This is a genomic window from uncultured Pigmentiphaga sp. (assembly GCF_937950555.1).
In the GTDB taxonomy this organism is placed as follows: Bacteria; Pseudomonadota; Gammaproteobacteria; order Burkholderiales; family Burkholderiaceae_B; genus Pigmentiphaga.
Genome location: NZ_CALFCW010000046.1, coordinates 125,555 through 137,819, shown reverse-complemented (window position 1 = coordinate 137,819; position 12,265 = coordinate 125,555). Strand labels below are relative to the sequence as shown.

The 12,265-nt window shown below is 63.8% G+C and carries 11 protein-coding genes; 10 read left to right on the top strand and 1 reads right to left on the bottom strand.

What is annotated here, in order from left to right; all coding sequences use genetic code 11:
* The first annotated feature begins 2 nt into the window (after positions 1-2).
* The 4 genes from hemL to Q0319_RS12605 all read left to right on the top strand — a co-directional run bounded on the left by hemL (position 3) and on the right by Q0319_RS12605 (position 4,675).
* Positions 3-1,286: a glutamate-1-semialdehyde 2,1-aminomutase gene (hemL, locus tag Q0319_RS12620; protein WP_299453020.1), complete on the top strand. Its 1,284-nt coding sequence runs from the start codon at positions 3-5 to the stop codon at positions 1,284-1,286.
* A gap of 58 nt (positions 1,287-1,344) precedes the next feature.
* On the top strand, positions 1,345-2,571 hold the full coding sequence (argJ, locus tag Q0319_RS12615) for a bifunctional glutamate N-acetyltransferase/amino-acid acetyltransferase ArgJ (RefSeq protein ID WP_299453018.1): 1,227 nt from the start codon (positions 1,345-1,347) through the stop codon (positions 2,569-2,571).
* A 246-nt stretch (positions 2,572-2,817) separates the two neighbouring features.
* On the top strand, positions 2,818-3,657 hold the full coding sequence (locus tag Q0319_RS12610) for an alpha/beta hydrolase (protein WP_299453017.1): 840 nt from the start codon (positions 2,818-2,820) through the stop codon (positions 3,655-3,657).
* Entirely contained in the window at positions 3,632-4,675 is a 1,044-nt protein-coding gene (locus tag Q0319_RS12605) for a 2,5-dihydroxypyridine 5,6-dioxygenase (RefSeq protein ID WP_299453016.1), read from the top strand. The genes Q0319_RS12610 and Q0319_RS12605 overlap by 26 nt, the downstream gene beginning before the upstream one ends.
* Before the next feature lie 51 nt (positions 4,676-4,726).
* Here Q0319_RS12605 and Q0319_RS12600 read toward each other — a convergent pair whose 3' ends face one another.
* Complete coding sequence (locus Q0319_RS12600) at positions 4,727-5,470, bottom strand: IclR family transcriptional regulator (RefSeq protein WP_299453015.1); 744 nt, start codon at positions 5,468-5,470, stop codon at positions 4,727-4,729.
* A gap of 108 nt (positions 5,471-5,578) precedes the next feature.
* Between Q0319_RS12600 and Q0319_RS12595 the strand changes: the two genes are divergently transcribed.
* From Q0319_RS12595 to Q0319_RS12570, 6 genes are read left to right on the top strand one after another with little or no spacing between them, the layout of a single operon-like run.
* Entirely contained in the window at positions 5,579-6,556 is a 978-nt protein-coding gene (locus Q0319_RS12595; RefSeq protein WP_299453014.1) for a tripartite tricarboxylate transporter substrate binding protein, read from the top strand.
* Between the two features lie 19 nt (positions 6,557-6,575).
* Positions 6,576-8,894 carry a xanthine dehydrogenase family protein molybdopterin-binding subunit gene (locus Q0319_RS12590; RefSeq protein WP_299453013.1) on the top strand — a complete coding sequence of 773 codons (2,319 nt, stop codon included), beginning with the start codon at positions 6,576-6,578 and terminating at the stop codon, positions 8,892-8,894.
* A 2-nt stretch (positions 8,895-8,896) separates the two neighbouring features.
* On the top strand, positions 8,897-9,679 hold the full coding sequence (locus Q0319_RS12585) for an SRPBCC domain-containing protein (protein WP_299453012.1): 783 nt from the start codon (positions 8,897-8,899) through the stop codon (positions 9,677-9,679).
* Positions 9,679-10,548, top strand: coding sequence for an FAD binding domain-containing protein (locus Q0319_RS12580; RefSeq protein WP_299453001.1), 870 nt, complete (start codon positions 9,679-9,681; stop codon positions 10,546-10,548). The genes Q0319_RS12585 and Q0319_RS12580 overlap by 1 nt, the downstream gene beginning before the upstream one ends.
* Positions 10,545-11,054: a (2Fe-2S)-binding protein gene (locus Q0319_RS12575; RefSeq protein WP_299452999.1), complete on the top strand. Its 510-nt coding sequence runs from the start codon at positions 10,545-10,547 to the stop codon at positions 11,052-11,054. Before Q0319_RS12580 ends, Q0319_RS12575 begins: the two co-directional genes overlap by 4 nt.
* The gene (locus Q0319_RS12570) at positions 11,051-12,265 is read left to right on the top strand and encodes an NAD(P)/FAD-dependent oxidoreductase (protein WP_299452996.1); all 1,215 of its coding nucleotides are present in this window, start codon (positions 11,051-11,053) and stop codon (positions 12,263-12,265) included. The genes Q0319_RS12575 and Q0319_RS12570 overlap by 4 nt, the downstream gene beginning before the upstream one ends.

Below are 12,265 nucleotides of genomic sequence, written 5' to 3'. Positions count from 1 at the left end.
CCATGACACGCAATGCAGAACTCTTCGAGCGCGCCTGCCGGACCATTCCGGGCGGCGTCAACTCGCCGGTACGCGCTTTCCGTTCCGTGGGCGGCACGCCGCCTTTCATCCGGCGCGGCGCGGGCCCGTACATCTGGGACGCCGAAGGCACGCAATACATCGACTACGTCGGCTCGTGGGGTCCGGCCATCCTGGGCCATGCCCACCCGGACGTGATCCGGGCCGTGCAGGCGGCGGCAGCCGACGGGCTGTCCTTCGGCGCCCCGACGGAGGCTGAGGTCGAGCTGGCCGAAATGCTGGCGCAGCGGCTCCCCTCCATCGAGCAGGTGCGGCTGGTGAGCTCGGGCACCGAAGCCACCATGAGCGCGATCCGCCTGGCGCGCGGCTTTACCGGCCGCGCCAAGATCGTCAAGTTCGAAGGCTGTTACCATGGCCATGCCGACAGCCTGTTGGTGAAGGCGGGCTCGGGGCTGCTGACCTTCGGCAATCCGACTTCCGCGGGCGTGCCGCCCGAATTCGCCGCCCACACGCTGGTGCTGGACTACAACGACATCGCGGGCGTGGAGGCCGCCTTCAAGCAATATGGCGACGAGATCGCCTGCGTGATCGTCGAGCCGGTGGCGGGGAACATGAACCTCGTGCAGCCGGTGCCGGGTTTCCTGCAGACGCTGCGCGACCAATGCACGCGCTACGGCGCCGTGCTCATCTTCGACGAGGTCATGACCGGTTTCCGCGTGGGGCCCCAGGGCGTGCAGGGCCGCACGGGCATCGTGCCGGACCTGACGACGCTCGCCAAGGTCATAGGCGGCGGCATGCCCATTGGCGCATTCGGCGGCCGGCGCGACATCATGGCGCACATCGCGCCGCTGGGGCCCGTCTACCAAGCCGGCACGCTGTCCGGCAACCCGGTGGCGGTCGCAGCCGGCATCGCGACGCTGCGCCTGCTGGACGAACCCGGCTTTTATGAACGGCTGGAAGCGCAAACGCGCAAGCTGGTCGAAGGGCTGCGCAACGCCGCCGCGCGCGCCGGCGTGCCGTTCACCGCCGACCACGTGGGCGGGATGTTCGGCCTGTATTTCCGCGACAGCGTGCCGACCTCGCTGGCCGAAGTATCGACTTCCGACACCCAGGCGTTCAACCAGTTCTTCCACGCGGCGCTGGCGCGCGGCGTCAACTTCGCGCCGTCGGCGTTCGAGGCAGGCTTCGTTTCGATCGCGCACGACGACGACGTGATCGAGCGCACCATCGCCATCGCCGGCGAGGCTTTCGCCGAACTCAAACGCTAACGCGCCGGCACGGCATCTCCCAGCCGGCGCCCCCTACCTTCGATCCGCGAGGACACCCATGGCCGTCAATCTTCCCATTCCCGCTCCCGATCAGGTCTTTCCCGTGGACGGCGTCGAAATCGGCGTCACCGAGGCCGGCATCCGCAAGGCCGGCCGACGCGACCTGACGGTCTTCCGCCTGGCCGAAGGCACCCAGGTGGCCGGCGTCTTCACGCGCAACCGTTTCCGCGCCGCCCCCGTGCAAGTGTGCGAAGCGCATCTCGCGCAAGGCCTTCCGATCCGCGCCATGGTCGTCAACACAGGCAACGCCAACGCCGGCACGGGCGAACCCGGGCTCGCCGCGGCGCGCGCCACATGCGAGGCGCTCGCGCGCCTGCTGCAGGTCGATCCGCGCCAAGTCCTGCCGTTCTCGACCGGCGTCATCCTGGAGCCGCTGCCGGTGGACCGCATCGAAGCCGGCCTGCCCGCGGCCGTGCAGGCGCTCGCCCCGGGCAACTGGACCGAAGCCGCGTACGGCATCATGACCACCGACACGTTGCCCAAGATCGTATCGACCAAGGCCACGATAGGCGGACACCAGATCACCATCACCGGCATCAGCAAGGGCGCGGGCATGATCCGGCCCAACATGGCCACCATGCTGGGCTTCCTGGCAACCGACGCCGCCATCGACGGCGCGCTGCTCCAGCGCATGGTGGGCCAGATCGCGGACGTCTCGTTCAACCGCATCACGGTGGATGGCGACACCTCGACCAACGACTCCTTCATGCTCGTGGCGACGGGCCGCGCCGGGCTGCGCGTCGAATCGGAAACGGACCCGCTCTATCCGGAGCTCCTGGCCACGCTCAAGGCCGCGGCCACCCAACTCGCACAGCTGATCGTGCGCGACGCCGAAGGCGCGACCAAGTTCATTACCATCCGGGTGGAGGATGCCGGCACGCAGGAGGAGGCCCTCAAGGTTGCCTATTCCGTCGCGCACTCGCCGTTGGTCAAGACAGCCTTCTATGCATCCGACCCCAACCTGGGCCGCATCCTGGCCGCCATCGGCTACGCCGGCATCGAGGACCTCGACGTCGGGCAGGTGAACCTGTGGCTGGATGACGTATGGGTGGCGAAGAACGGAGGCCGCAACCCTGACTACCAGGAAGAGGACGGCCAGCGCGTGATGAAGCAGGCCGAAATCGGGGTGCGGATCTCGCTGGGCCGCGGCAACGTGGCCGAAACGGTGTACACCTGCGACTTCTCGCACGAATACGTGAGCATCAACGCGGACTACCGGTCGTAAACGCGCTCTCCCGGCCCTCACAGCCGGATCAGGACATGAAGGATCCGGCTGTACCGTGCACGAAAGGCTGCGGCGTTCATCCTGCTGCAGCCTTTTCCCATTGACACAGACGTTCTGCTTGATAGAATGACGTTCTAATTTAAGAATTCCTAATGATTTCCCTCTCCGGCACGACGAACACGCCCTTCCAGACCTGTGTTCGTTCCTGTCGCGGATGGTGAGGGAAGGGATAACCGGACCGCACATATGGCGACTGGAGCACATGCCCGCATCAACGGCATCAGGCAACACTATTTGCATTTTCCCGGACCAGGCCCTCGGGTCGTCATCGTACCGGGCATCGTCAGCCCTGCCATGCTGTGGCATCACGTTGGAAGCCGGTTGTCCCAGGCCCATGACTGCTACATCCTCGATGTGCGAGGCCGGGGGCTTTCCGAGTCTGGACCGCACCTGGACTATGGGGTCGACGCGTGCGCCGCGGACCTCACGGAATTCGTCAGTACCGTCACAGGCAAACCGACGATCGTGATCGGCCATTCCATGGGCGCACGCATCGCACTGCGCGCCGCGGCGACCTCTCCCGGGGTGTTCGAAGGACTCGTCCTGCTGGATCCGCCCACAAGCGGCCCAGGCCGACGGCCCTACCCGATACCCAAGGCCCGCACGCTGAAAATGCTGCAGGTCGCTCAAAGAGGGGAGCCCCTGGAGTCGTTGCTATCCAGCGGTCGCCCATGGCCTGCCGACCTGCAGCGACTGCGTGCGGAATGGCTGCCCACCTGCGATGAACGTGCCGTCCATGTCACGTACGACGACTTCCATGGCCAGGACATGTTCGCGGACCTGGAACGAGCATCGGAACCCATCTCCCTCATCTGTGCCGGTGAGGGCGGCGTCGTCGATGAAGCCGACCTGGAGGAAATGCACCGGCGATGCAGGCACCTTTGGTCATTTCGCTTGCCGGAGGCCGGGCATCAGATGCAGGCGGAAAATTTCGAAGCCTTCTACTCGGCCCTGGTCGACATGTTGAATCGCCATCGCTCAAATTCGCAAGGAGACTTTGTTGAAACTCGAAGCGGAAGTACTTGATCTGTTCACGGAAGAGCTGAAGCTGTGCCGTGTCAAGCCTGGTGAGAAAGTAGTTGTCCTCACCGCGGACGACGAATGGCAGGAACATGCTCATGCATTCATGGCAGCGGCGTCAGCCCTGGGCGCCTCGACCTTCAACCTGAATGTGCGCCGCGGCCAGCGCAATGCAGTAGGAGTACAGGGCAGGCACCCCCTCGTTGGCAACGAGCTTGCCATGACCACGCTGAAGTCGGCCGACATGGTCATTGACATGGTGGGGCTCCTGTTCTCGCGCGAACAGGCGGAAATCCAGGCGGCAGGTGTCCGCATCCTGCGCGTGATGGAACCGTTCCACATCCTCAAGCAGATGTTCCCGACCGAAGACCTGCGGCGACGCGTCGAGTATGCCAAGAGCATGATGGAGAAGGCGCGCGAGCTGCGCTTCACATCGGAAGCCGGCACGGATGTGACGTACGAACTGGGCCAGTACCCGGTGATCTCGGAGTACGGATACACCTACGAGCCGGGACGGTGGGATCACTTCCCCTCGGGATTTGCCTTCACCCAAGGCAACGACAGCGGTGTGAATGGTGTCGTGGTGCTGCAGCCCGGGGACATCCTTTGCGCTTTCAAGCGGTACGTCGAGTCCCCCGTGACGATGCGAATCGAAAAGGGCTATGTGGTGGACATCTCCGGCCCCGGCGTCGATGCGCAACTGCTCAAGAGCTACGCCGACAGCTTCAACGATCCCAGGGCCTATGCGGTATCACACATCGGCTGGGGATTGAATGAAAAGGCCCGGTGGTACCAATTCGCCGCGACGCGGGAACTGCCCCGCGAGCACGTCATGAACGCGCTGTCGTTCTATGGAAACGTACTGTTCTCGCTCGGCCCCAACCTGGAAGTCGGTGGTACCAACGACACTGCGTGCCACCTCGATCTCCCGATGCGCCATTGCAGCCTGTGGCTTGATGGGGAACAGATTCTCGACAAGGGTGACGTCGTCCACCCCGCCATGCGGGTCGCGCGCACGTCCTGACCGAAACGCACAGGATAACGGGGGCAGGCGCGGAAGCTACGGCCTCTGCGCTTATTCCCCCGCTTGCCGTTCCCAGCGCTCGAATATCGTCGAGTCGCCGCCCAACCTGCGCGTCAGGTCCGACGCGGCCTTCAACAACGCGCGCCGCATGATAGGTAGGCGGTCCTCCGAAAACCGTGCCGCAGGACCCGAAATGGCCAACGCCCCCCGCAGGCTACGTTGCGGCCCAAACACGGGCGCCGCTATGGCTGCAATGTCGGGCTCCCGTTCACCGACGGTGAAAACATACGGCTGGCTCGGAAACTCGTCGGGCGACACCAGCGTGCGATCGAAGTTCTGCAATACGCGCCCCGCGGCCCCGCGATCCAGAGGCAGCAAATCTCCGGTGCGGATGTGATCACGTACGGATCGCGGAGAATCGACCCGGAACAGGCACACGCGCAGGTTGCCCTCACGAGTGAAGAACGATGCACCCTCCTCGGTCTCGAGGACCAGGCGCCTCAGCATCGGCGGAACATGGTCATCGAGGCGAAGCGCAGCCTGATATATGCCACCCCAGTGCAGGAGCATGGAGCCGAGTTGGTAGGAGCCGTCATCCAGGCGGACGATGCAATGCGCATTCGCAAGGCTTGCAATGAGCCTGAGGATCGTACTCTTGTACATCCCCGTGCGCTGGGCGATTTCATTCAATGTCAGTGAAACATCGGTCGCGCGAAATGCATTGAGGATGGCGAATGCGCGGTCTACCGCGGCAACGCCCTCCGCTTTCCGATCAGTTCCCCCGTCAGACGGCATAGTCTCACCTGCTAGAAATTTCTTGACATTGTATCGTACCGTAGTACAGAATTATGTTCTGTTAGACAGAATAAACATCAGCCTTCCCATTTTTTAGGAGCCGAAATCATGTCTAGCTGCAACTGGAAAAAAGTTGTTGCGGCCGCCGTGTGCGGACTTGGCCTTCTGGCAGCCACGGCCCAGGCCCAGAACTATCCGAGCAAACCCATTACCATCGTGGCGCCATACCCGCCAGGTGGAGCCACAGACCTATACGCTCGGTCGGTTGCAAACGGCCTTGCCGAGCTGGGACAGCCCGCGGTCGTCGAAAACCGGGCCGGAGCATCCGGCATCATCGGCGCGGACTACGTCTCGCGCCAGCCGGCCGATGGACATACGTTCCTCATCGGCGCCTCATCCATGTTCTCTATCCTGCCACTGCTGAGCAAGCGCATGGAGACGGTCTACCAGCACATCGAACCTGTTTCCATTCTCGGCTTCAACCCCTCCTACGTCGTGGTCCCGGCCTCTCTGCCGGTCAACACCATCCAGGAACTGATCGCGCACCTCAAGGCCAATCCCGGCAAGCTTCCGTACGGCTCCGCGGGCATCGGCACCTCGCAGCACGTATTCATGGAGCTCTTCAAGCAACGCGCCGGCGTGGACGTCTTCCCTGTGCAATACAAGGGCAGCGGCCCGATGGTCGTTGACCTGATGGCTGGACGCGTGGTCATGGCGATCGAGCAGGGCCCCGCGGTCCTCAGCCACATCAAGGGCGGCAAGTTGAAGGCACTGGCGGTCACCACCGCGAAGCGTTCGCTCGCGCTCCCCGATGTCCCCACATTAGCCGAAACCATTCTGCCTGGCTTCGATGCCGTTACCTGGTTCGCGCTCTACGCTCCCAAGGGCATTCCCCAATCCGCCTTGTCTAAGGTGGTGCCGCAGGTCGCCAAGACCATGCAATCGACGGAAGTGCGTGAACGACTGGGCGCCGTTGGCGTGGAACCCGCGCACAGCACGCCCGAAGAAGTCGTCCGCCGCCAGGCAGCCGAGACGACCATGTGGAAGGAAGTGATCTCCCAGGCCAAGATCTCGCTCGAAGAATAAACGTTCCCGACATTTCCTCATGCGTCCCATCCATCCTCTCGACCTCGATCAGGAACCGCGCGCCGACTATCTGGAGAAGGTGACAGGAACCGCCATCTACGCAAGTGACGTACAGGTTCCCGGCATGCTTCACGGAAAGATCCTCCGCAGCAATGTTCCGCATGCCCGGATCAAGAAAATCGACGTCAACGCGGCCCTTGCCATGCCAGGCGTCGTCGCAGTGCTGACCGGGGAGGACCTGGCACGGCTGCCTGGCACCGTCAAGAGCTGGGGCCTGTCATTGCGCGATCGCCCCGTCATCGCGCATGACAAGGTCCGCTACGTCGGCGACCCCGTGGCGGCCGTGGCAGCCACCGACGAAGCAACCGCCGAAGATGCTCTTGAGGCCATCGTCGTCGAGTACGAACCGCTGCCTTACGTCACCAGTGCGCAAGAGGCGCTGGCCCCTGGCGCACCGCTCGTGCACGAGCAGATGGAGCCCCTGAAGGACTATTACTTCCGAGGCGAGTGCACGCCGGTGGCCGGGACCAATCAGTTCCAGCACTGGACGTATGAGCAAGGCAATGTCGACCAGGCGTTCCAGGGAGATGTTCGCGTCTTCGAAGACACCTTCTCTTTCCCCATGGTGTTCCATTACGCAATGGAGCCTCATGTCTGCGTCGCGCATTGGCGCCAGGACTCCCTAGAGATCTGGAGCGGCGGACAGACTCCCACGGCCATCCAGCGCGTGTGCTCGGAAACCCTCGGCATCCCCCTTTCGCGCGTGCGCGTGCATTCGCCGTACGTGGGAGGGGGCTTTGGAGGCAAGGCGTCTGTCAAGATCGACCCCCTTGTCGCGGCACTGTCGTGGAAGGCCCGGGCACCCGTTCGGGTTTGCCTGTCAATTTCGGAATCGATGCTGACCTGCCGCCGGCTAGACGCCGAAATCACGCTCAGGACGGCCGTGGACACCAACGGGCGGATCGTAGCCAAGTCGGTACGTGCGGTGCTCAACGGCGGCGCCTATGCCGATACTGGACCGGCCATCGCCGTTAAGGCCGCCATCCGCGCCATCGGCCCCTACCACATTCCCAACCTGCGCCTGGAAGCGATCGGTGTCTACACCAATACGGTTCCCGGGGCAGCATTCCGCTCGATCGGCGGTCCCCAGGCGGTCTGGGCGACCGAATCGCAAATGGACATCATTGCAGCGGCCCTCGGACTGGATCCTGTCGAGTTCCGCCTGCAGAACATCGCCGACAAGGGTCAGTCCGTGAAAAAGGACCTGCGCCCGCTCGACGTCGACATGCGTCACTCTCTGCGCATGGCACTCAAGGCATTGAAGGAGCTCCCCGAAGGCAAACATGCCGGCCGTCGTGGCATCGGCGTCGCCGTGGGTGCCACGGACCCCGGGATCGTGCCCGTGGGTGGAGCCATCGTGCGGCTGCGCGCCGACGGGTCGGTCAACATCTCCGCCAACACCGTGGAGATCGGCCAGGGCAACCGGGGCGTCCTACGGGCCATTGCCGCCCGTGTACTGGAGCAACCACTGAAGGCGATATTCGTCGCCGAACCGGACACCATGCAGGCCCCCTACGACTGGGGGACGGGAGCCAGCCGTTCGACGGTCATCATCGGGCTCGCCGTCCAACGCGCCTGCGAAGACATCGTTCAACAGGCGAAGGCGCTCGCGGCGCAAGTCCTGGGCGGAGACCCCGAATCCTACTCGCTGGTCACGGGAGCCATCCGGGGCCCTGATGGCGAACTGCCTCTGGTTGAACTGTTCCGTCGACATAACGGTCTCGTTGCCGGCGAGTTCCTCGGTGTCGGACGCATAGACCCCAGCACGAATAACGACGACTTCAGGCGGCCGCCCCTGTTCTGGGAGACCGGGGCGGGAGCCTTTGAAATCGGGCTCGATGAAGAAACGGGCGCCATCCGTGTGCTGCGCGCAAGCGGCGCGGCCGACCTGGGGCACGTCCTCAACCACAAGGCGGCCGAAGGCCAGGATGAAGGCGCGATGATGATGGCGCTTGGCCATACACTGTCCGAAGAGTACGTCTATGCCGACGGCCAGGTGATCAACGGCACGCTGTTCGACTACAAGGTGCCTTCCATCGAAGACCTTCCGTCCTACGTCGCCACCACCCTGATAGAAAGCGGCGACGGTCCCGGGCCTTTCGGAGCCCGTGGAGGCGGTGAAGGGGGCATTCTCCCCGTTGCCCCCGCCGTAGCCAACGCCCTGTTCCAGGGCTGGGGAGTGCGGATCAAGCAATTGCCGCTCACCCCTGAGCGCGTCTGGCGCGCCCTGCAGGAACAACGAGAAGCCACCGCATCCCGCCAATCACAGAAACGCTGACCATGGATTTCAAGATAGATGCCGTATTGCCTGGCTCCGCAGCCCAGCTTTGGACGATTTTCTTCGACGTCAAACGCATCGCGAGCCTGATCCCCGGGTGCGAGCAAGTCGTCGAGGAGGAACCGCTCAAGGCGTTCTCCGCGGTGATGAAGCAGAAAATCGGCCCCTTCCGGCTCGAGGTTCCGACCCGCATCAGTGTCGAGTCTTACGAACCGGAGCGCCACATCCGCCTGCATGCGACCGGCACCGACAAGGTCACCGGAACGAGCATGGACGTACGGCTCAATGTGGTGTTGGAAGAGCAGGACAAGAGTGTCACGCCAACCTGCAGGCTCGCGGTCGATGCCGACATGCAGATTGCCGGCCGCCTGGCGTCCCTCGGCTACCCCATCGTCAGGAAACGCTCCGAGGAACTGTTCGCGGAGTTCGAGCGGCGGTTGCGCGCGCGGCTGTCCGGACGGGAGACTGACGTACCCCTGGTTTCCCCCACGCAACCGTCCCCGTCCGCGCCATCACCTGCGATTCCGGCAGACAACGCGCCTCCTGCTGCACAGCCGGCACCCGTGGCAGTACCTCGGGAGATCCCTGCCCAGCCGTCCCTGGCGCGCCAGCCCAAGGGCACCGGCAACATTGAGCTCGTCTTTCAATGGCCTCGCCTGGGTATCAACCTGGCCGTTGCCATGGCTGTCGCGCACGGTGCCGTGGCCTTTGGTCAATCACCCTGGTGGTGGCTCGTCGCGCCATTGCTCGGGGCTGCAGCGAGTCTCGGAAAGCGAGGCGACTGATGCGCACGAATCGGTTCACCCTGCACAGGCCCACCCGCCTGGATGAAGCCATCGCGCTCAAGGCACGGCTGGGCGATACGGCGGCCTACCATGCAGGTGGCACGGAGCTGCTCATCGCATTGAAGGCAAGAGTGCTGCGCTACGGGCACCTGATAGACATCAAGCAGATCGCGGACCTTCGGGAAATACGGGTCAGGAGCGACGGCACATTGTCGATCGGCGCCCTGAACAGCCACGACACGATCGCACGCTCGCCCCTGGTGAAGGCACAGTTGCCGAGCTATGCGGAGCTGAGCGAGCAGGTCGCGAACATTCGTGTCCGCATCGCCGGCACGATAGGCGGGGTACTCTGCTTTGGAGAGCCTCACGCGGATGCCCCGACCCTGCTGTGCGCGCTCGACGCGTGGGTCGTCCTGTCCGGCCCCCGCGGCGAACGTGAAGTCCCCCTGCGCGAATTCCACCTGGGCGAGTTTTCCACGGCCAAGGAGGATGACGAGATACTGGTCTCCGTGGAGATTGCTCCTCAATCCGAGGGCACGTGCTCGGCCTATCGCTCCTTCGGCCACACCGAAAGGCCGGCGGTGGGCGTCGCCGCCGTCTGGTCCACGGACAACCCCCAACGCCTCAGCCTGTGGGCCGGCGCCCTGTCGTCCCGCCCCGTTTGCCTCGAACGCGCCCAGGAGGCGGCTGCCAGCCTGCCGCCTGATTCCAGGCCGGACACCATCTGGAACGCCATTGAGGCGGCCGTCGCGGCGGATGCCGCGGAGATCGACACCCGGGACGATCTTCATGGCGGAGCGGATTACAAGCGCCATCTGGTCTCCGTCCTCGCCAAGCGCGCCCTCTTCGCATGCCTGACTTTGCCATGAGCCAAAACGAGTTTCCCTTGCTGCGCGTCGACATGACGCTCAACGGAGCGCCCTGCTCGGTCGACATCGAGCCGCGCGAAATGCTCATCGACGTCCTGCGGGACCAACTTGGCCTGAAAGGAACGAAACGTTCGTGCGACATGCAGGTATGCGGTGCCTGCACGGTGCTCGTCGATGGCCAGCCGACGTCGAGCTGCACTACGTTATGTGCCGATGCTCACGGCAGGACTGTGACGACCATTGAGGGCCTGGCCCGGAACGGCAAGCTGGACCCCGTACAGCGCGCATTCATCGCGCATGGCGCCCTGCAATGCGGTTTCTGCACCCCCGGCATGATCCTGACGGTGAAGTCGCTGCTGGCACGCAACCCCAAGCCCACGGAAGACGAGATCCGCCACTACATGCGCGGGAACCTGTGCCGCTGTACGGGCTACGTAAAGATCATGGAGGCCATCCTGGACCTCGTCAATAACCCAACCGCGTACGAATTACCGGAGGAACGATGACTACAACGCAGCCTATCGGCAAGAAGCACGTGCTTATTGCCGGGGCGGGCATGGGAGGACTGACCCTTGCAGCCGCCTTGCTCCAGAAAGGATTTGACGTCACTGTCTACGAACAAGCACCGGAACTGCGGGAGGTTGGCGCCGGCCTGTGGATTTCCGCCAACGGCACGCGCGTCATGGAAGCACTGGGCCTGAGGAAGAAAATCGAGGCCATCAACCTGCCTCCGGAAGACAGGGTCATCCGCTTCTGGACGACGGGCGAAGAGCATTCGGTGTACAGTCGTGGCGCCAGCTCATCCAAGGCGGACCATACACTCATCCAGGTGCTGCGTGCGGAATTGCAGCGTGTCCTGTATGAGGAGGTCATCCGGCTCAAGCCCGATGCCGTTCACTTCGGAAAGCTGGCGACCGGGGCTGAAACCGTCGGAAACCGCGCACGCCTCTTGTTCGAGGATGGAACGTATGCCGAGGGGGACGTGGTGGTGGGCTGCGACGGAGCCCACTCCCGCGTGCGCCAGTCCGTATTCGGCGCCGCCCCTCCCCGCTACACTGGGGCCGCTGCATGGCGTGGATTGGCCCCGATGGACAAGCTCAAGCCGCAACACCGTCGTCCGCTGGCATCGACGTGGGTCGGCCCCACCGCGCACGTGACGACCTATCCGGTACAGCGCAACGGCGAACTCTTCGTCAGTTTCTCTGCCCAGGTCGACAGCACCACGTGGCACACGGAGTCCTGGTCTGAACCCGGTGACCTGGCCGACGCCCTGGAGGATTTCAAGGGCTGGCACCAGGACATCATCGACCTGTTCGTCGCATCGGACAACCTATTCCGCTGGGGGCTGTTCGTGCGTGAACAACTCGATACCTGGTCTTCCGGGCGCGTGACGCTCGTCGGCGATGCCTGCCACTCCATGACCCCGTTCCTCGGCATGGGCGTGAACATGACAATGGAGGACGCATTCGTCCTGACGCGCTGCCTCGAGCACTACGACGACGTCGAATATGCGCTCAAGCGCTACGACATCGCCCGCGTCGCGCGTGCCAACAAGACGAAGGCCGAATCGCTCGCGATGTTGAAAATCTTCCATAGCCCGGAGCTCCAGACGGAAGAAACGGGATGGCCCTACATCCATAAGTACTGGTCGCAGCAAGCGGTGCGCGACCGCTATGACTGGCTGCTTCAATACGATGCGACTACGGTGGAAATCTGA

What these genes read in the sequence shown, in the direction of transcription:
- hemL (WP_299453020.1), top strand. Translation starts at nt 3, where the DNA reads ATGACACGCAATGCAGAACTCTTCGAGCGCGCCTGCCGGACCATTCCG.
- argJ (WP_299453018.1), top strand. Translation starts at nt 1,345, where the DNA reads ATGGCCGTCAATCTTCCCATTCCCGCTCCCGATCAGGTCTTTCCCGTG.
- Q0319_RS12610 (WP_299453017.1), top strand. Translation starts at nt 2,818, where the DNA reads ATGGCGACTGGAGCACATGCCCGCATCAACGGCATCAGGCAACACTAT.
- Q0319_RS12600 (WP_299453015.1), bottom strand. Translation starts at nt 5,470, where the DNA reads ATGCCGTCTGACGGGGGAACTGATCGGAAAGCGGAGGGCGTTGCCGCG.
- Q0319_RS12595 (WP_299453014.1), top strand. Translation starts at nt 5,579, where the DNA reads ATGTCTAGCTGCAACTGGAAAAAAGTTGTTGCGGCCGCCGTGTGCGGA.
- Q0319_RS12590 (WP_299453013.1), top strand. Translation starts at nt 6,576, where the DNA reads ATGCGTCCCATCCATCCTCTCGACCTCGATCAGGAACCGCGCGCCGAC.
- Q0319_RS12585 (WP_299453012.1), top strand. Translation starts at nt 8,897, where the DNA reads ATGGATTTCAAGATAGATGCCGTATTGCCTGGCTCCGCAGCCCAGCTT.
- Q0319_RS12580 (WP_299453001.1), top strand. Translation starts at nt 9,679, where the DNA reads ATGCGCACGAATCGGTTCACCCTGCACAGGCCCACCCGCCTGGATGAA.
- Q0319_RS12575 (WP_299452999.1), top strand. Translation starts at nt 10,545, where the DNA reads ATGAGCCAAAACGAGTTTCCCTTGCTGCGCGTCGACATGACGCTCAAC.
- Q0319_RS12570 (WP_299452996.1), top strand. Translation starts at nt 11,051, where the DNA reads ATGACTACAACGCAGCCTATCGGCAAGAAGCACGTGCTTATTGCCGGG.